Raw genomic sequence first — 16,791 nt, 5'->3', positions numbered from 1 at the left:
GGCAAGGTGGTCGAAACAATGGACAGCGGCGGGTACACCTATGTATGTCTTGAGGAGCACGGAAAGAAGACCTGGGTCGCCGTTCCCCAGATGAAGGTCGTCAAAGGGAAGAGGATGTCCTTTGAGCCGGGCAACGAAATGATTAATTTCGAGAGTAAGACCCTCAAACGCAAATTCGATAGAATCATCTTCTCCTCAGGACCGGTCAAATAAGAAAGGGAGCGCCCATGCGCTCCCCTCCCCAACGAAGAACCTATTCTATATTGAATACTGCGACTTCCTTAATGCCCGGGAGATACTGTCCTACGGGAACCAGTTTCTTCCCCTCGTCTACACAGCCGATTATGATGGTCCAGAGCTGGTTCAGTTCATTCTTCTCCCTGTCATTCTCCGGCGTCATCTTCAAAAGAGTCCCGTCGAGTTCGATCTTCATACCGCTCCTCCCTCAGTGGAATATACTACTGTCTCACAAGAGTTTACTACATCCCTTGGAAAAGTCAACTTCCCCGCGATTGCTTCAGCAAGATGAGACAGCGTCTCGTCCCTCGCGCCGAGGACAACACAGGTATCCCATGCCCTTACCGGATCGAGAACCCTGTCCCTCTCCTCGACGACCTCAACGGACTTTCCTCCTTCCCTGATCCCCTCTGCAAGGTCCTTGCTTGAGATGTCTCTGTTCGCCGTGCCTCCGGCATAAAAGATCGGCAGGAGAATGAGGTGGTCCGATGCGCGGAGATTTTCTCTGAAAGCCTCGATGTATTCCCTCTTCATCATCCGCGTCGGCCCGAAGCCATGGGGCTGGAATATGTAGCAGACGCGGTCTCTCATGTTCCTGACCGTCTTCATGAGCGCCGAGATCTTATGAGGATTATGGGCATAGTCATCAATGACGAGCCTTTTCCCGTCATTGAGATGAACATCAAACCTTCTTTCGATCCCCCTGAATTCGTGCAAAACCCGACGAGTCTCCTCGAGAGGCATCCCCATCTCGCACAGAATAGCGATGCAGGACAGGGCATTATAAAGGTTATACTCGCCGGGAAGGGAAAGCCCGAATCCTTCCACAGTCCCGCCATGCCGTCCCCGGCCACGGTCAGCCAAGGTGGAATGTGAAGGAGTCTTCACGCTAAACTCCGTCGAAAAGGGTCTGTAGAGAATGTCCGTTGCCCGGTAGTCCGAAGGATTGTCTATCGAAAAAGTCACGCTGTGTCTCGTGCTGAGTCCCTCCAGATTATGGTCATCGGCGTTGACTATGACCATCCCTGCTGTATTCGTTGCGAGTGCCTGAAACATCTCTCTTGTCTTGGCGATGGAATGATGGTCGAGGTCAAGATTCAGGATAACGGTGTGAAGAGGCTTAAAATTGACGATGGTACCGTCAGACTCGCATGCCTCGATGACGAGATAATCGGAGGATCCGCTCGTCGAATTTCCAGGGCTCTCTTCTGTCCTGAATTGCTTGACCCTCCCCCCGCCGATGAAGTTGGGGCTTAATCCAAGTCGCCTGAGCATAAAGGCAAGCAGACCCGACGTCGTTGATTTTCCGCTCGTGCCTGCTACGGCAATTGTCTTGAATTCATCAACGATCTCGGCGAGATATTCGGGTCTCGATTTGAGGGGAATTCCCAAAGCCCTGGCCTTCCTGAGGTCAGGGCTGTCGTTTTCGACGGCAGTGCTGAAGACAGCAAAATCGAAGGAGGCGTCGATGCCGCCGCCGTCCTGGGGCACGATAGCGATTCCTTTTGATCTCAGCATCCGGAAGACGGGATGGGACGGGTTCTCATCAAAGACCCTGTCAGAGCCTCTGATCACATGGCCTCGGTCTGCCATGAAGCAGGCGATTGCCGATAGGCCGCTTCCGCCGATTCCTGAGAAGAATATCCGTGCCCTTCGAGAAACCATCGCATATTATAGCAGCAAATGTGAATTTCCTGATGGGACCGGCCTTCGGGGGGTGGTGGGGTATTAACGTGTTGATGGAGTGATCGCGGACCCCGGTATTCTGATATAATGGAGGTATGCCGAAGAAGAAAGACGAAAACGAGGCTGCATTCGCTACCCTTCAAGAACTGCTAAGGCGTGACGCTAAGCGCGATGGCATTCCTCAAGAACCCATCCCTGAACCTGAAAAGGTTCCCTACCGAGTACAAGCTGGCCGCAAGGGAGGACTTAAAGGGAGCAAGGCAAGGACAGAGAAGCTTTCCGCAAAGAAGCGTAAGCAGATTGCCAAGAAAGCCGCTAAGGTAAGGTGGGGAGGAGAAAAATCTATTCCGTGATTATCGGTGTTTCCTTTGTACTTATCTCTTTCTTGTGTTTATTAGTTAATTTCTTGATTGATTCTTCTGGGAGCAAATCTTCTGGCAAGGTCCCTCCCAACTTCTTGATTGTAGAGCGAACCTCCCTACCAACATCTCGGTGCATATTAATAGCGTCCCTTTCGTTATTTATCCTGTCTCGAACAAGTTTTTCTTCGGTCTGAGTTATTCTGAATTCATTAGCCGCCAATTCGGTTCGGCCAGCCCGATCAAGTAAATTTTCTTTTTCGGAGATTCCTTTCTTTCTTTTTATATCGGCTAAACCCATCTCATAAAGGCCTTGATAACCAGCATCATGAAATATGGCATATTTTTGAACACCTACCTTTTTTGCTGTGCTTGTTAAACTGATGTTTGCATTTTTTACACGTTCTCTAAGTTGAAGGCGTCGTTCATCTGCCGTGAGCTTGTCCTGTATTTCCTGTCTTCGCGTTTGTACGGCAAAATAGCTTTGTGCGGTTCCAATTTCTAGCTTACTTGTTTCACCGTTCATTGCAATAAGATAGCAAGCATATCGTGTTAGAAAGTAATCTGCCCTTTCTCTTTGCGCTCCACTACCTATTTCAACCATTTTCCCCGTACGGCGAAAATGGTTGTTGGGATCGATACCTGTGCTTTCACATGCCTTTTTTGCTTTATCTATGACGTTTTCAAATTTGTCCCAATTTTGGTAGCCAAGAATTGTTTGAATACTCCGCCCCATCCAGTATTCTCCACCGTTTGATGTCCTTTGCTTTGCCTTATCTAACTCATTGATAGTACTGCCTAAATTGTTCATCATCTAAAGACCTCCTGAGTTAAGTTATAGGTAGTATGGTGGATTCAAGAAAAAAAGTCAATCCCATTTCTTTTACCTTGACACCATATTTTCACTATGCTATAGTTGCACTAAGAAACGGAGGAGCGATAGATGGGCCTAAGAGAAAAGATTGAGGATAAGATAAAAAAGAAAGAGCAGGAAATTGCGGATTATGAAAGAAAGATTAGCGAGGCCAGAAGCTATATGGAGGCTCTTAAAGATACCATTAAACTTTTGCCAAAAAGCGAAATGAATGAATCTGCCGAAAGTAAAATAAGACCAGGTAGCGCAATTGCTAAGACCTTAGCCCTTCTTAAGAAAACTGGAAGACCAATGCATCTAAATGAAATTCTTGAGGGGATCGGTAAGCAAACGACGAAGAAAGAAAGAGTAGCATTAAGTGGGTCACTCGGATGGTATGTCCGCAAACATGAGGTTTTTATTCGAACAGCTCCTAATACATTCGGACTCATTGGAATGGAAAGTGATATAGAGGAAAAACCTCCAGAAGATTTTGGATTAGAAAAAACAGAAGAAAAAGAAGATGAAACAGATTTAGAGCCTTTCTAAAAAAGAAAAGGGCCTTACTGAATCGGAGTAAGACCCCTTAACTCAAGGCCCCGTAGCTCAAACGGATAGAGCTCGCGACTACTAATCGTTTGGTTCCCGGTTCGATCCCGGGCGGGGCCATTCCACCTTTTATGGTGGGCTTGACAAGTTCATCCTATCATCTTTTTTTCTGGCTTGTCAAGGTATGTTTGGAATTTTTTTGGCTATGCTTTTTTTCCTTGACAATGCTTGAGCAAAATGGTAATATTGTGTTGAGAAGGGAAGGTGATAATATGAACTGCCCGACATGCAACATAACAGCTAACAGATTCGGCAAAGATCGGAATGGCTTGCAGCGCTTCCGCTGTCCCTTGTGCAAAAAGACCTTTCTTGAGGCTCATGAGCGGCCTTTGGGAGATATGCGCCTTCCGTTGGATAAAGCAGTATCTGTGATTCATCATCTTGTCGAGGGTTGCTCGATTCGTACCACTGAACGAATCACAGGGGTGGAGAAGCGCACCATTCTTTCCTTATTGGCTTTAGTCGGCGAACGCTGTGAAAAGTTAATGGAAGATCGAATTAAGAGCCTGAAAGTCAAAGAGGTAGCCTGTGACGAAATTTGGGGATACGTCGGAATGAAAGCCAAAACAAGGGCACAGAAAGGCCATGCTGACAGACAGGCGGGAGATGCATGGTGTTTCATTGGGATGGAGCGTTACACTAAATTAATTCTTGCCTGGCATCTTGGCAATAGGAATGCCTATGATACGATCACGTTCACTGATAAGTTGGCTTACGCAACACAAGGAAATTTTCAAATTAACACGGATGGATTCGGTCCTTACAAAGACGCTGTTATTTACAGCCTAGGCATGCAACAGGTAGACTTTGCACAAATCATTAAGGTGTATCGCAGTAACCCTGAAAATGAGGTACGCTATTCTCCGGCTGCGTATGTTACCAGCAACAAGATTGCTGTTTTTGGGGACCCTGATTTAAAACGGGCTTCCACTTCTCATGTTGAGCGCCAAAACTTAACGGTTCGCATGACGATGCGAAGAATGACCCGCTTAACGAATGCGTTTTCTAAAAAATGGACAAACTTAAAATGGGCCTATGCGCTGCAATTTGCTTACTATAACTTTTGTCGCGTTCATCAAACCTTGCGAGTCACACCAGCGATGGAGTCAAAGCTGACCGACCACATATGGTCGATTCAGGAACTAATCAGCATCAACACACTATAACCCCACTACCCTTCGGGGATCTCCGTTGATACGCACCTGTGATATACTGATAAAAAGCCGGCTTCAGATCCAAGAAGAGACGGCAGATACCACGGATGGTATTTCACCGTCGGGAGGAATGACAAATGAACAGCTATCTTCTCCCCAGTATCACGATTGTATTGTCCCTCATCTCAGGGAGCGCAAAGGGTGCGGACTGGACACTCATTACGAAGGACCCCTCGGCTGATGTGGCACTATCCATAGACCGGGAGAGCATCGAGCGCATTTCTGAAACCGTCATGAGAGTCCGAATGAAATACGAATACGCAGAGCCAAGGAAATTTGACGGCAAATATATCAAAGAGCTCCTGGTTTGCAATGAATATGATTGCGGTAAAGATACGTACAGGATTCTCTGGAGTGAAGGATATTTTACAGACGGCACACACCAAGAAGATACTTCTGAAAGACGGGGCCATCTCCTCCCCGATGATGCCGCATACCGTTATCTGTGTAAATAGATGAGAAGTTCCCGGTAACCCCATGCTCTCAGGATTTCTTTTATCCATTTCTGTTCTCACGCAATTCGTCACCGCTTTTCTTGCGACAAGGCTGATACGGATCACAGGAAACAGGATCTCATGGGGTTTGATTGCCCTGGCTATCCAACACAGGGCTTCTCACCAGGCCTGCCTTCCCGAATAAGAAGTTCTATGCAACAGGAAGGTTAATAACTCATTGGAGAAGATTGATGAGCAAGCACCTTGTCTTTGTGGGCGGAGGCCACGCCCACCTGACAGCGCTCCTTAGCCTCGAGGAGTTCAGGAAGAGCGGTGCTCAGGTGACCCTCGTCAGCGCCGCACCCTATCACTATTATTCCGGGATGGGGCCAGGGATGCTTTCCGGCCTCTATCGTCCGCAGGATGTTCGCTTCCATGTCAGGAGGATGGCTGAAAATAGGGGAGCTTCCTTCGTTGAAGACGTGGTGACCCTGATAGATCCTGAAGAGCGGATGCTCTTCTTACGCTCTGGAGGATCTCTCCGATACGATCTCGTCTCTTTTAATACGGGAAGCGACATTCCCCTCATCGGCCGGGAAGATCCTGAGGAGAACATCTTCACGGTCAAGCCTGTAGTCAATCTCTTGAAGGCCAGGAACTTTATCACGGAGAAGATGGCGCAGGGAGGCCTCAAGGTCTCCGTAATAGGCGGCGGTCCCGCAGGTGTGGAGGTGGCAGGGAATGTCTGGAGAATTGCGCAAAAGAACAAAGGTAATGTGATCATCACCATGTTTGCCGGTACAAGACTCCTGAACGATCTGCAGGAAAAGGCCAGGCTTATCGCGCTTGAATCCCTGGCGGAGAGGGGCATATCCGTCATCGAGGGGCAGCATGTGAAGAGATGTTCGAAGGGAAGGATCGCCCTTCATGACAGTGCTGATATCCCCTTTGACGTCGCCTTTCTTGCGACGGGCGTGAGGCCGTCGTCGTTCTTTCGGGATTCGGGCCTGCCGATTGGGGCTGACGGAGGACTCCTCGTGAATGCATGTCTCCAGAGCGTTCGTTATCCTGAAATATTCGGGGGCGGGGACTGCATAAGTCTCGAAGGTCACCGGCTTGCAAAGGTCGGCGTCTATGCCGTCAGAGAGAATCCGGTCTTGATGAAGAATCTCCTGGCATCCCTGCGGGGGGAAGGCAGACTGATAACGTTCACACCCCAGCGGGATTATCTGCTCATCCTCAATATGGGAAATGACCACGGGATGTTGTGGCGGAGGCATATCGTCTGGGAGGGAAGGTCGGCTTTTATTCTCAAAGATTACATCGACAGGAGATTCATGAGGAAGTTCCAGGTTTCTGGAGAACCCGATGAAGATGGTGAATGATGGAGTGACTGAGGAGAGTTTTTCTTTGGCGTGTGGATTCGATGACGCGGAAGGAGCGCGGCAGTTCCTGCCGATGCGAAGGCCCGAGAGGACGGTTCGAGGAACGGGAACTGGTCGGAAAGGAGCCGGCCGCTGATTTCCCTGCAGGGATCATCGAATCCGAAGCGCGGGGGGATTTCATGGAGGGGCCAATGCCTGTGACCTCTACACGCAAGTGAGAAGTTCCGGTCCTCGCGAAACTGTTATAATGATCTATGATCGGAGCAGGAGGTAGTATGAGAACGTGCATTCTTGCCTTCATGATTGGACTGTTGTTTTTGCCGGCCATCTCGGCGGCCGCTGAGTCAGACACTTTGTTTCTGGAGGGCGTCGGTATCAAAATTGGCGCACCCAAGAGCGAGGTCCGTGCAAAATTCACGGAAGGCTATACTATCGCAGAACAAAATGAGAATTGGGACATTTTCACTAAGGAGCGCTTCCTTGGCACAATACAGTTCGAGAACGGCTGCGTCAAGACCATCGTCAAAAATTGGAGCGATTACCGTGTCAAGTTTGGCGGGCAGAAATCCTTTCAAACGCTTTTCGATCTCATGTCCAATCTCACCAAACAGGGATTCGTAGTCGCTCAGGTTTCGACAAAAGAAATAAAACAACGCAACTTCACATCGAACATCATCAGGCTGAAGATGAACAATCGAACAATCGATATCAGTGTTCAGAAGGCCGTTGATGGTGAGGGGTACGCGGTCCACATCGATGAAATACTGTCGAAATGAAGGACCACGGAAGTATGGCCTGCCCAATGTCCTCCGAAGCTGTCTGTTAACCCTAACGTTGCAAACGATGGCAAGGCAGGCATGGATCGAGGCCCTGTACATGCGATGAGATTCCGGTAATGAGGTACTTCGATGACTTCATCGTAAGTGACCACCCGCATTGAGCAGACATCGGTGGACGGCAACCATCAAAGGTATCGCGATACACGGCTTCTCACCATACCTGCCTTCCCGAACAAGATAATTTTATGCAACTGGAAGGTTAAGTCAGAAAGGCAGCCCTTGTCAATCATCCAGCGTCAGAGATATAATAACACTTCACGAAGCTTGTCTCTTTGGAGGACCCATGACGATCACAGAAAAGATACTCGCCCTTCACGCGGGAAAGAAGGAAGTCGCTCCCGGTGAATTGATAAATGCGAAGGTCGACCTCATCCTTGCCAATGACATTACCGCTCCCATAGCCATCCAGGAGTTCAAGAAGATCGGGGCAGAGGATGTCTTTGACAGGGACCGCGTCATCTTTGTCCCCGACCATTTTGCACCACAGAAGGATATAAAGGCTGCTGAGCAGTGCAAGATGCTGCGGGATTTTTCGAGGGAATACCACCTCGGACTCTATTTTGAGGTCGGAAGGATGGGAGTCGAACATGCGCTCCTGCCTGAGCAGGGGCTCGTTGTCCCGGGGGACCTGGTCATAGGAGCGGACAGCCATACCTGCACCTACGGGGCACTGGGAGCCTTTGCGACGGGCGTCGGTTCTACGGACGTGGCCGCGGCTATGGCAACGGGAGAATGCTGGTTCAAGGTCCCTGAGTCGATGAAATTCATCTATCACGGGAAGCTTGGGAGATGGGTCGGGGGGAAGGATCTGATACTCCACACCATCGGCGATATCGGTGTTGACGGAGCGCTTTACAGGGCAATGGAATTTGAAGGTGAGACCATACGGAATCTCCCAATGTCAGGGAGGCTCACAATCTGCAACATGGCGATAGAGGCAGGCGGAAAGAACGGCATCATCGTTCCCGACGACGTGACTGAGGCATACGTGAAGGGAAGGGCGAAGAGACCCTATCAGTTTTACGGGTCTTCCGATGATGCAGCGTATGTTGAGGTCAGAGAGTATGACTGTTCAAGAATACCCCTGACCGTTTCCTGTCCCCATCTCCCATCGAATACGAAACCGGCCGCAGAGCTTTCTCATGTCGCCATAGACCAGGTTGTTATCGGCTCGTGCACCAACGGCAGGCTTGAAGACCTCAGGGAGGCGGCGCAGGTGATCAAGGGGAAGAAGGTGAACCCGAATGTCAGGCTCATCGTCATTCCCGCGACCCAGCAGATTTACAAGGATGCGATGACAGAAGGCCTGGCAGAGATCTTTATAGATGCCGAGGCTGTCTTCTCTACGCCGACATGCGGCCCCTGTCTGGGCGGACATATGGGAATCCTTGCAAGGGGAGAGAAGGCGCTCGCCACAACGAACAGGAATTTTGTCGGGAGGATGGGACACCCAGAGAGCGAGGTGTATCTCTCAAACCCGGCGGTTGCTGCAGCATCGGCAGTGCTCGGAAGAATAGGGCTTCCGGAGGAGGTAACCAGGGCATGAACAGAAAGAACCGTGTCCTTAAACTCGGGCTTCCCAAGGGAAGCCTTCAGGAATCCACATTGCGGCTTTTCAAGAAAGCCGGTTACCACATAAGCGTATCGAGCCGCTCCTACTATCCTGTCTTTGACGACGCCGAGATAGAGTCGATGCTCATCAGGGCTCAGGAGATGGCCCGTTACGTCGAGGACGGTCATCTGGACTGCGGCCTCACCGGCCGTGACTGGGTCCTTGAGCAGAACGCCGATGTGATAGAGGTGGCTGAACTGAGGTACGCCAAGGAAGGGTTCAGACCGGTACGATGGGTGGTCGCGGTCCCTATGGAGTCGAAGATAAAATCCCTGAAGGACCTCGATGGCAAGCGCATCGCCACGGAGCTTGTGGGTTTTACCAGGCGATACCTTAAGTCAAAAGGAATAAGGGCTGAGGTCGACTTCTCATGGGGGGCCACCGAGATCAAGCCTCCCTTTCTAGCCGACGCCATTGTTGAACTCACCGAGACAGGTACATCGTTGAGGGCGAACAACCTGAGGGTCGTCGAGACGATGATCGAGTCTACTACGAGGTTCATTTCGAACAAGAAGGCGTGGCACGACCGGTGGAAGAGGCAGAAGATGGAGAATATTGCCCTCCTTTTGAGAGGCGCTCTCGCAGCAGAAGAGAAGGTGGGCCTCAAGATGAACGTTCCCGAAAAATCCTTCAAGAGGATTTTGAACCTCCTCTCCGCCATGCATTCACCGACGGTCTCATCGCTGTCCGATTCCGGGTGGTATGCGGTTGACGTGGTGACCGATGAAAGGATTGTCAGGGACTTGATCCCGAAACTGAAGGCTGCCGGAGCATCGGGCATTGTCGAGTATCAGCTGAACAAAGTGATCCCTTAGAGGAAGGCTGAGAGCCTATAAACACTATTTTGAGACTGTTCATATTTCTCATAGCCGGTACCTTGTTGCCACACCATGAGGTGTTCCACGCTTACTGACAGTCGATTCCAAAAGTCTCTCAAAGACCCCGTAGCCCTGATAAACTCCCTTGAAGATGCCATTCTGCTCGTCGATAGGAAGACATCGGTGATCTTCATCAACAAAACGGGAGAGGAGCTTCTCGGAGGGAGCCTCCGGGAAGGTATCGGAAAACGGCTGGCAGAACTCCTGCCGGATGCCAAGGTCATCGTCAAGCTGGCCCGAAAGGCGACGAGGGAGCTGCGCTCTTTCAGCGCCAAGGATGTGGAGATAAGGATAAACGGCATGTCTCGCGTGGACTTCCGCATATCGCCGTTTTTTGTCGAGAACCGCAATGAGGGCGTTCTCATCTCGATCCGGGAGAACATCTCCATTGTCGAAAGGGAGGATCTTTCCTTTGACTCTCTCGTATATCTCCTCGGTTCCATAGCCCATGAGATCAAGAATCCCCTCGGCGGCATCAAGGGTGCGGCCCAACTCCTGAGGAAACGCATTTCCGACAACGGCTATGCCGAATACCTGAACCTCATCATCCGGGAGACTGACAGGCTCAACTCGGTGCTCCAGAGCTACCTTACGATGAGCAGGAGGCCTGTCCTTCATCCGATCAATGTCCATGAGGTGATCGAGAAGGCAATTTCGATCATGAATATATCCCTCAAGGATGGTAGTATATCAATCCACAGGCTCTATGATCCGAGCCTGCCGAAGGTCATCGGCGACGAGGGAAAGTTACTCCAGGTCTTCGTAAATATCATGAAGAATTCCATTGAGGCGATGCCGAAGGGCGGGCATCTGGGTTTCGCGACGAAGCCTTCCGACGAATATGTGGTTCAGAACAGACAGATGAAGCGATGGGCGGTAATATCTGTCAGCGATACGGGAAGGGGCATCCCGAAGAGCGAGATACCAAAAATCTTTCTTCCCTTTTACACAAAAAAGAAGAAGGGGACCGGTCTTGGCCTTGCGCTTTCAAAGAAGATCATTAAAGACCACAGCGGCTTTATCAGGGCAGAGAGTCCCTCTGACCAGGGGAAGGGGACCGTATTTCATATCTATATCCCCTTTGCGAGTAGCGTGACATGACAAAAGATATCCTGATCATCGACGATGATGAATCCATTCTCTGGGTCGTGAAAAAGGCCCTGGAGCCTCTGGGCTGCAGGATAGCTTCACATGCCAGGCTCGCCTCCGGGTTAAAGGCTGTGAAGGACACAGGCCAGCTCGTTCTCCTTGACATCGTGCTCCCCGACGGCAACGGTATTGAGGCCTTGAAGGAAATAAAGGCGTCGAGTCCTGACGCTACGGTCATCATGATGACTGCCCATGGGAAAATGGAGAGCACGATTGAGGCGATGAAGGAAGGCGCCTACGATTACCTCGAGAAGCCCTTCGATATCGAAGAGCTCAAGATCACCGTCGAGAAGGCCTTCAGGGATATGACGATGAGGGAAGAGTTAAGCAAGCTCAGGAGCGTTGCCGCCGAGGCAGAGGAGCCGATGATCATCGGGAAGAGCCAGAAGATGTTCAAGGTCTTCAAAGATATCGGAAGGATCGCCACCAAGGACATCACGATCCTGATCACCGGTGAGAGCGGCACGGGAAAGGAGCTTGTAGCAAAGGAGATCCATCATAACAGCAACCGGAGGACAGGCCCCTTTGTTGCTATAAACTCGGCCTCCATCCCAAAGGACCTGCTCGAGGCCGAGTTGTTTGGATGGGACAAGGGCGCGTTCACGGGAGCAAAGGAGAGGCATACCGGCAAGATCGAATCTGCCAACGGCGGCAGCATCTTCCTCGACGAGATCTCTGAGCTTGATATGAACCTCCAGGCGAAGCTCCTGAGGTTCATGCAGGACAGGAAATTCAGTCCTCTCGGGAGCAACAGGGTCGTGGAAGCCGATGTGCGGATCATCGGGGCAACAAACAAGAACCTTATGGAGGCCGTCGACAAGGGGCTCTTCAGAGAAGATCTCTATTACCGGTTTAATGTCGTGCAGATAAAGCTTCCCGCGCTGCGAGAGAGGAGGGAGGACGTTCTTCCCCTGGCGAAACACTTCCTGAAAGAGGCCGAACGGAAATTCGGGACAGGGAAAAAGGAACTTTCCCGGGAGGCCAGGGACCTCATGACGAAGTATGAATGGCCGGGCAACGTGCGGGAACTCGAGAACGCGATCAAGAGGGCCTGTGTGCTCTCCAACGGCACGATCATAGAAAGACGTGATCTCTTCCTCGAAGATGCAGCCTCTTTCTCAATAAAGGAATTCCTTGAGGAGAAGTTGAAGCGGTATCTCAAGGACATGGCGAAACTCGAGCATTCGAACCTCTACGAAACCGTCATCTCCGAGGTCGAAAAGGCAATCATCAAGATTGTCCTCGATGAGACGGAAGGGAATCAGCTTAAGGCTGCGAAGACTCTCGGCATCAACAGGAACACCCTCAGGACGAAGATCAGGGCCTATAAGATAAAGTGACGGAAATGCACTCTTCTGCGTTAGGCGTACAAAGCTTTCATCGGATCCTCCTTATGGTCATCAGGGATGCCGGATCGGCGGAAGTTGCGACACTTGGTATGTGACAGTTTCAATAGCCGAAGCTGGTGCGAGGTTTCAAGAATTGCTGTTATATAAGAAACGCCACCTTCTTCTCACCTGAGTCCTCCCTCTCACTCCAACGTGTGGTATAATGTAATACAAAGGGTTACAGGAGGGATTACCATGGCGACCATACAACGCAGTTTCCGCATCAAAGAACCGATACTGCGGGAAATCGAACGAATCCGAAAAGACAAACCTGCCAATGCGCTCGCAAACGAGCTTCTTGAAGAGGCCCTGAAAATGCGTCGCTGTCCCGGCATCATATTCTCGCAAGGCGTTACCGGAAGACGTGCCCGTATTGCCGGTACCGGCGTCGAAGTATGGGAAGTAATTTATGAATATCAAATCGTTGGCGAAGATGTCAAAGCACTAAAAAAGGCTTTGCCTCACCTAACGGAAAAACAGCTCATCGCCGCACTGAACTACTACCGGTCCGACCCGGAAGAAATCGACGAGCTCATACAAAGCAACGATGCCATTACACCCAAGAGCGTCGAGGGCCGCTTTTCACTGCCAAAAAGGAAGGGTCGGTGAAGTTTCTTGTCGACGAGGATTTAAGTGAAGAGCTCGCTTCAATCCTGAGAGCCAAAGGTGTCGACGCTGCTCACGCGAGAGAGATTGGTCTCTCCGGAGCGGACGATCAGGAAGTACTCGAGGAGGCTTCACGGCAAAAACGGTGTGTCATTACGCGCAATCGAAACGATTTCCTCATGCTTACTGAGTTCTTTTTTCATGAAGGCCGGCCTCACCACGGTGTCCTCATTGTCCCCCGATCTTATCCAGGCAATCAATCATCAAGAATCGCCCGTGCCGTTCTTTCTTTAGTTCAAAATCATCCCCATGCTTTTCAAACTTGTGCGTTCCTCTTCCTTTAAGAATTGCTGGTCGATTCTGCTATACGCCCGGGAATCGAGAGAGAGTTGTACTTCCTGTAATCCGCGTCGCTTTGCCAGCACTCAATAGTGCAGGTTTCTCTTGGTATTTGTGAGGCGGGTTGCATGTTCCGCCGAGTCAGGTCGATGCGATTGTTAGAATTTTCAATTGCATTTAGCTTTCTGTTTCCAGAATACTATCTTATATAATTCATGTAAACTTTTTGTTCTCTGTCAGGTAGGGATAACTTGCTTTTATTGTCTTCTACAGATTTCAACAACCATGCCATATTTCTACCTAATATTTTCATAATTTGAATTCCTTCGCTATCTCTGAGTGCTTCACCAGGCGCTGTTCCAAATATTACATTCCAATAGTTTGAACTTGGCATAAACATTTCTGCGTAATTTATATAATTATTTAATTGATTAAATGTGGGTATCCCACCAGTTCTTCTATCAGCAACGACGCTCACACCTACTTTATGTCTAAATAGGCCATCATTTACACTTGCAACCCGAAACACCCTGTCTAAAAATGATTTCATTGTCCCTGCAATTGCTGCAAAGTATACAGGCGAGCCTAATATTAATCCATCAGCTGATTTCATATTTTTTATCCAACTATTAACATCATCTCCAGTAATACTACATTCTTCATTTTTTTTCTTTGCACATTGATTACATGCTATACAACCTCTAATCATTTTATTACCTACGTGGATAATCTCTACTTCAATATTTTCTTGGATGAGTTGATCACAAACTGTATTAATGGCATGGTAGGTATTTCCGTTTTTATGTGGACTACCATTAATTGCAATAACTTTCATAAGTACTCCTCACAACTTAAATAATTCTAAACCAGTTATTATCGAAACGGAATCCTGCATCTACGCGTGGATGCAGGATTCTATAGGTATATACGAGCATCTAACCCTTCCTCCAAATCTAAGTGGGGTTAATATATCAAGCCGTCTCATACTGAGTCAATACAAATTTTAGGAAAACTCAGGATAAAAAATCTCTTATTCCTTTTCTAACTCCGTAAGTTTGTGGCAGATTAAAGAGATGTTTGTTTCATGGGGCAGTCTTCATAGTTGCAGATTAATGATACACGTTTGTTCGTCGGTGAATAACGCAAAAGAGATGAGCGTTGCGTGGTATGTAGGGGAGAAAGATGGCTGTCTTGATTATCGGCAGCCTTATCAATGGCAGCTTAGGCCGGAGGATGACAGGGTTAACAAGAATCCGGCCGCGTAAGGTATGAGAACGGCGGCTGAGCGGTTTTAGCAGTACGAAAAGCCGCACCAGGACGGCATGACTGAATTCGTTGTTCTCTTGCCGACGAACTCTTGCCGAAAAGGTTGACGGTAGACTCTGGCTGTCCAATCGACATTGATTTTCTCCTCTCCGCTGTGGTATAAACAATAGTTTCAATTGACCAGGAATCTTTGACTCCTGGCGAGTATTTGCAACTCCTTGCTCTCATCCCTTGGGTGAGGGCTGTTCCGCTCTGTGAGTCTGGGACTTCTGGCGGATTGAAACGGAATATCCATAAGGAGGTGTTCATGAACATCTACGAAAACATCGTGATCCTCAACGCATCCCTCTCTGACGAAGAGCTCGAGACCGCCACCGGTAAGATCAGGGACCTCATAACGAACTCCGGCGGGACCATCTTCAAGACCGATGTCTGGGGCCGGAAAAAGCTCGCCTATGAGGTCAGAAAACACAAGAAGGGATTCTACGTTCTCTTCCTCTTCCAATCAGCGTCGTCCTTTATCAAGAAACTCGAGGACTATTACAAGGTCTATGACCCCGTGATAAAATACATGGTCATCAAGCTTGACAAGAAGATGCTGAAGGGGGTTGTCCTCACGAAACCGGAGGAGGCCTCCGGCCAGAAAGGCGAAGGTTCTCCGGCCGAATCTGCGGCTGCCGCTCCGATAACAACGAAAAGCGAGGGATAGATGTACAACAGGATCATTCTTATCGGGAACCTCACCAAGGACCCTGAACTACGCTATACGCCTCAGGGGACTCCGGTGGCCTCATTCAGGATCGCCGTCAATTCAAAATTCAAGCAGAGCGAAGGGTTCAGGGAGGAGACGCTCTTTATCGATGTCGTCACCTTTGGGAAGCAGGCAGAGACCTGCAGCCAGTATCTGAACAAGGGGAGCTCCATCCTTGTGGAAGGGAGGCTGCAGGAGAGGAGATGGGAGACCGAAGGCCAGCAGAAGAGCAAGGTTGAAGTTGTCGCGCAGACGGTCAGGTTCCTCCCCCGCAGGGGCGAATCCCAGGGACAACGCGGAGAGGCTGAGACCGCTCCTCCCGAAGAGATGACAGACCTCGAGCCATTCTAGAACATTCGAAATCACAGAGTAAGGGAAAGGAGATACCGTGCAGCAGAAGAGATTCCAGAGGAGAAAGTTTTGCCGGTTCTGTGCAGAGAAATCGGCATACATCGACTATAAGGACACCAAGACCCTGAGGAGCTACCTGACGGAAAGGGGAAAGCTCCTGCCCCGCCGCATGACCGGGGTCTGCGCAAAACACCAGAGGAGCCTGACGGAGGCCATCATGAGGGCACGGAATATCGCCATCCTTTCCTTTGTGGAAAGATAGATGAGGATCCCGAAGACCTGGGTCCCCCTCATAGCAAAGAAGGTGATCGACGACGTCCTCGCAAAGGGTCTCGTCGAGGCCGTAGTACCGAAAGAGCAACTCGTGGCCGATACGGAACGGATCATCATGGAGGAATTGATGGTGGAGGACAGGGTCAATAACGAGGTGCGGGAGATCCTTAAGAAGTTTTCATCGGAGATAGAAAAGGGGAGGCTTGATTACCGCAAGGTCTTCGATCTTACCAAGAAGAAGATCGTTGAAGAGAGGGGGCTCATCCTGTGATGCTATCTGAAGACAAGATCTCCCACGTCAGCCATGTCCTCCTCAAGGGGCTCCTCGACGGCGGCATGGTCAGGATCAGGGATGATGAAGGGAAAGTCAGGAAGGAGATAAAACGGTGCGTCGTCTCCTTCCTCAGGGTCAGCGAAGATATTGATGAGACGGTTAGGAAAAAGATGCAGTCCTTCTCGCGGAAGATAATCGAAGGAAGTCCTGAGTGGGAGGTGCTGTACAAGAAATTTTACAAGGAAGAGGCAGCAAAACGGGGTATGGCATCAGAGTAAGAACTTCCCT

The 16,791-nt window shown here is 49.8% G+C and carries 22 protein-coding genes and 1 tRNA gene; 19 read left to right on the top strand and 4 right to left on the bottom strand.

The genetic code is table 11. From position 1 onward, the window contains the following. Positions 1-213, top strand: a 213-nt coding sequence (locus VFG09_09425) for a hypothetical protein (protein HET6515364.1), incomplete at its 5' end; no start/stop codon positions are given. A gap of 40 nt (positions 214-253) precedes the next feature. Here the strand turns inward: VFG09_09425 and VFG09_09420 are convergent. Together VFG09_09420 and VFG09_09415 are read right to left on the bottom strand one after the other, a co-directional pair. Next, positions 254-433, bottom strand: a complete 180-nt coding sequence (locus tag VFG09_09420; protein ID HET6515363.1) for a hypothetical protein — start codon at positions 431-433, stop codon at positions 254-256. Next, positions 430-1,902, bottom strand: a complete 1,473-nt coding sequence (locus VFG09_09415; GenBank protein HET6515362.1) for a Mur ligase domain-containing protein — start codon at positions 1,900-1,902, stop codon at positions 430-432. The genes VFG09_09420 and VFG09_09415 overlap by 4 nt, the downstream gene beginning before the upstream one ends. A gap of 116 nt (positions 1,903-2,018) precedes the next feature. On the opposite strand from VFG09_09415, the gene VFG09_09410 reads away from it, so the two are divergent. After that, positions 2,019-2,276 (top strand): hypothetical protein, encoded by a 258-nt coding sequence (locus tag VFG09_09410; protein HET6515361.1) that lies wholly within the window; start codon positions 2,019-2,021, stop codon positions 2,274-2,276. On the opposite strand, the gene dinD is transcribed toward VFG09_09410, so the two are convergent. Continuing rightward, positions 2,266-3,096, bottom strand: coding sequence for a DNA damage-inducible protein D (gene dinD, locus VFG09_09405; GenBank protein HET6515360.1), 831 nt, complete (start codon positions 3,094-3,096; stop codon positions 2,266-2,268). The two genes, VFG09_09410 and dinD, sit on opposite strands and share 11 nt — an antisense overlap. A 129-nt stretch (positions 3,097-3,225) precedes the next feature. Between dinD and VFG09_09400 the strand changes: the two genes are divergently transcribed. From VFG09_09400 to VFG09_09345, 12 genes are all read left to right on the top strand, one after another. Then, a complete protein-coding gene (locus VFG09_09400) occupies positions 3,226-3,684 on the top strand; it encodes a hypothetical protein (GenBank protein ID HET6515359.1) in 459 nt (152 codons plus the stop codon). A gap of 46 nt (positions 3,685-3,730) precedes the next feature. Continuing rightward, positions 3,731-3,804 (top strand) — tRNA-Ser (locus VFG09_09395). Positions 3,805-3,815: 11 nt separating this feature from the next. Continuing rightward, positions 3,816-4,910, top strand: a complete 1,095-nt coding sequence (locus tag VFG09_09390; GenBank protein ID HET6515358.1) for an IS1 family transposase — start codon at positions 3,816-3,818, stop codon at positions 4,908-4,910. Positions 4,911-5,035: 125 nt separating this feature from the next. Continuing rightward, positions 5,036-5,413: a surface-adhesin E family protein gene (locus tag VFG09_09385; GenBank protein ID HET6515357.1), complete on the top strand. Its 378-nt coding sequence runs from the start codon at positions 5,036-5,038 to the stop codon at positions 5,411-5,413. A gap of 230 nt (positions 5,414-5,643) precedes the next feature. Beyond that, positions 5,644-6,777 carry an FAD-dependent oxidoreductase gene (locus VFG09_09380; GenBank protein HET6515356.1) on the top strand — a complete coding sequence of 378 codons (1,134 nt, stop codon included), beginning with the start codon at positions 5,644-5,646 and terminating at the stop codon, positions 6,775-6,777. A gap of 41 nt (positions 6,778-6,818) precedes the next feature. Further along, a complete protein-coding gene (locus VFG09_09375) occupies positions 6,819-6,995 on the top strand; it encodes a hypothetical protein (protein ID HET6515355.1) in 177 nt (58 codons plus the stop codon). Between the two features lie 57 nt (positions 6,996-7,052). Beyond that, a complete protein-coding gene (locus tag VFG09_09370; GenBank protein HET6515354.1) occupies positions 7,053-7,553 on the top strand; it encodes a hypothetical protein in 501 nt (166 codons plus the stop codon). A gap of 346 nt (positions 7,554-7,899) precedes the next feature. Next, the gene (gene leuC, locus VFG09_09365; GenBank protein ID HET6515353.1) at positions 7,900-9,162 is read left to right on the top strand and encodes a 3-isopropylmalate dehydratase large subunit; all 1,263 of its coding nucleotides are present in this window, start codon (positions 7,900-7,902) and stop codon (positions 9,160-9,162) included. After that, positions 9,159-10,043, top strand: a complete 885-nt coding sequence (gene hisG / locus VFG09_09360; protein HET6515352.1) for an ATP phosphoribosyltransferase — start codon at positions 9,159-9,161, stop codon at positions 10,041-10,043. The genes leuC and hisG overlap by 4 nt, the downstream gene beginning before the upstream one ends. Positions 10,044-10,118: 75 nt before the next feature. Further along, positions 10,119-11,207: an ATP-binding protein gene (locus VFG09_09355; protein HET6515351.1), complete on the top strand. Its 1,089-nt coding sequence runs from the start codon at positions 10,119-10,121 to the stop codon at positions 11,205-11,207. Next, on the top strand, positions 11,204-12,595 hold the full coding sequence (locus tag VFG09_09350; protein HET6515350.1) for a sigma-54 dependent transcriptional regulator: 1,392 nt from the start codon (positions 11,204-11,206) through the stop codon (positions 12,593-12,595). The genes VFG09_09355 and VFG09_09350 overlap by 4 nt, the downstream gene beginning before the upstream one ends. A 243-nt stretch (positions 12,596-12,838) precedes the next feature. Further along, positions 12,839-13,252 (top strand): DUF433 domain-containing protein, encoded by a 414-nt coding sequence (locus tag VFG09_09345; protein HET6515349.1) that lies wholly within the window; start codon positions 12,839-12,841, stop codon positions 13,250-13,252. 535 nt (positions 13,253-13,787) lie between these two features. Here the strand turns inward: VFG09_09345 and VFG09_09340 are convergent. Continuing rightward, on the bottom strand, positions 13,788-14,423 hold the full coding sequence (locus VFG09_09340) for a flavodoxin family protein (GenBank protein HET6515348.1): 636 nt from the start codon (positions 14,421-14,423) through the stop codon (positions 13,788-13,790). 738 nt (positions 14,424-15,161) lie between these two features. Between VFG09_09340 and rpsF the strand changes: the two genes are divergently transcribed. From rpsF to VFG09_09315, 5 genes are read left to right on the top strand one after another with little or no spacing between them, the layout of a single operon-like run. Beyond that, entirely contained in the window at positions 15,162-15,563 is a 402-nt protein-coding gene (gene rpsF, locus VFG09_09335; GenBank protein HET6515347.1) for a 30S ribosomal protein S6, read from the top strand. Continuing rightward, positions 15,564-15,956: a single-stranded DNA-binding protein gene (locus VFG09_09330; GenBank protein HET6515346.1), complete on the top strand. Its 393-nt coding sequence runs from the start codon at positions 15,564-15,566 to the stop codon at positions 15,954-15,956. 37 nt (positions 15,957-15,993) lie between these two features. Continuing rightward, the gene (gene rpsR, locus VFG09_09325; GenBank protein HET6515345.1) at positions 15,994-16,218 is read left to right on the top strand and encodes a 30S ribosomal protein S18; all 225 of its coding nucleotides are present in this window, start codon (positions 15,994-15,996) and stop codon (positions 16,216-16,218) included. Beyond that, a complete protein-coding gene (locus VFG09_09320; protein ID HET6515344.1) occupies positions 16,219-16,500 on the top strand; it encodes a DUF507 family protein in 282 nt (93 codons plus the stop codon). Beyond that, positions 16,500-16,781 (top strand): DUF507 family protein, encoded by a 282-nt coding sequence (locus tag VFG09_09315; GenBank protein ID HET6515343.1) that lies wholly within the window; start codon positions 16,500-16,502, stop codon positions 16,779-16,781. The genes VFG09_09320 and VFG09_09315 overlap by 1 nt, the downstream gene beginning before the upstream one ends. Positions 16,782-16,791: the final 10 nt, after the last annotated feature.

Source organism: Thermodesulfovibrionales bacterium (assembly GCA_035686305.1).
Taxonomy (GTDB): domain Bacteria; phylum Nitrospirota; class Thermodesulfovibrionia; order Thermodesulfovibrionales; family UBA9159; genus DASRZP01.
The sequence above is the reverse complement of the archived record's forward strand: the minus strand, read 5'-3'. Positions and strand labels throughout refer to the sequence as shown.

What these genes read in the sequence shown, in the direction of transcription:
- VFG09_09345 (HET6515349.1), top strand. Translation starts at nt 12,839, where the DNA reads ATGGCGACCATACAACGCAGTTTCCGCATCAAAGAACCGATACTGCGG.
- VFG09_09355 (HET6515351.1), top strand. Translation starts at nt 10,119, where the DNA reads ATGAGGTGTTCCACGCTTACTGACAGTCGATTCCAAAAGTCTCTCAAA.
- leuC (HET6515353.1), top strand. Translation starts at nt 7,900, where the DNA reads ATGACGATCACAGAAAAGATACTCGCCCTTCACGCGGGAAAGAAGGAA.
- VFG09_09390 (HET6515358.1), top strand. Translation starts at nt 3,816, where the DNA reads ATGGTGGGCTTGACAAGTTCATCCTATCATCTTTTTTTCTGGCTTGTC.
- VFG09_09370 (HET6515354.1), top strand. Translation starts at nt 7,053, where the DNA reads ATGAGAACGTGCATTCTTGCCTTCATGATTGGACTGTTGTTTTTGCCG.
- VFG09_09415 (HET6515362.1), bottom strand. Translation starts at nt 1,902, where the DNA reads ATGGTTTCTCGAAGGGCACGGATATTCTTCTCAGGAATCGGCGGAAGC.
- VFG09_09340 (HET6515348.1), bottom strand. Translation starts at nt 14,423, where the DNA reads ATGAAAGTTATTGCAATTAATGGTAGTCCACATAAAAACGGAAATACC.
- VFG09_09380 (HET6515356.1), top strand. Translation starts at nt 5,644, where the DNA reads ATGAGCAAGCACCTTGTCTTTGTGGGCGGAGGCCACGCCCACCTGACA.
- VFG09_09375 (HET6515355.1), top strand. Translation starts at nt 6,819, where the DNA reads ATGACGCGGAAGGAGCGCGGCAGTTCCTGCCGATGCGAAGGCCCGAGA.
- VFG09_09385 (HET6515357.1), top strand. Translation starts at nt 5,036, where the DNA reads ATGAACAGCTATCTTCTCCCCAGTATCACGATTGTATTGTCCCTCATC.
- VFG09_09315 (HET6515343.1), top strand. Translation starts at nt 16,500, where the DNA reads ATGCTATCTGAAGACAAGATCTCCCACGTCAGCCATGTCCTCCTCAAG.
- VFG09_09320 (HET6515344.1), top strand. Translation starts at nt 16,219, where the DNA reads ATGAGGATCCCGAAGACCTGGGTCCCCCTCATAGCAAAGAAGGTGATC.
- VFG09_09410 (HET6515361.1), top strand. Translation starts at nt 2,019, where the DNA reads ATGCCGAAGAAGAAAGACGAAAACGAGGCTGCATTCGCTACCCTTCAA.
- hisG (HET6515352.1), top strand. Translation starts at nt 9,159, where the DNA reads ATGAACAGAAAGAACCGTGTCCTTAAACTCGGGCTTCCCAAGGGAAGC.
- VFG09_09420 (HET6515363.1), bottom strand. Translation starts at nt 433, where the DNA reads ATGAAGATCGAACTCGACGGGACTCTTTTGAAGATGACGCCGGAGAAT.
- VFG09_09400 (HET6515359.1), top strand. Translation starts at nt 3,226, where the DNA reads ATGGGCCTAAGAGAAAAGATTGAGGATAAGATAAAAAAGAAAGAGCAG.
- VFG09_09330 (HET6515346.1), top strand. Translation starts at nt 15,564, where the DNA reads ATGTACAACAGGATCATTCTTATCGGGAACCTCACCAAGGACCCTGAA.
- dinD (HET6515360.1), bottom strand. Translation starts at nt 3,096, where the DNA reads ATGATGAACAATTTAGGCAGTACTATCAATGAGTTAGATAAGGCAAAG.
- VFG09_09350 (HET6515350.1), top strand. Translation starts at nt 11,204, where the DNA reads ATGACAAAAGATATCCTGATCATCGACGATGATGAATCCATTCTCTGG.
- rpsF (HET6515347.1), top strand. Translation starts at nt 15,162, where the DNA reads ATGAACATCTACGAAAACATCGTGATCCTCAACGCATCCCTCTCTGAC.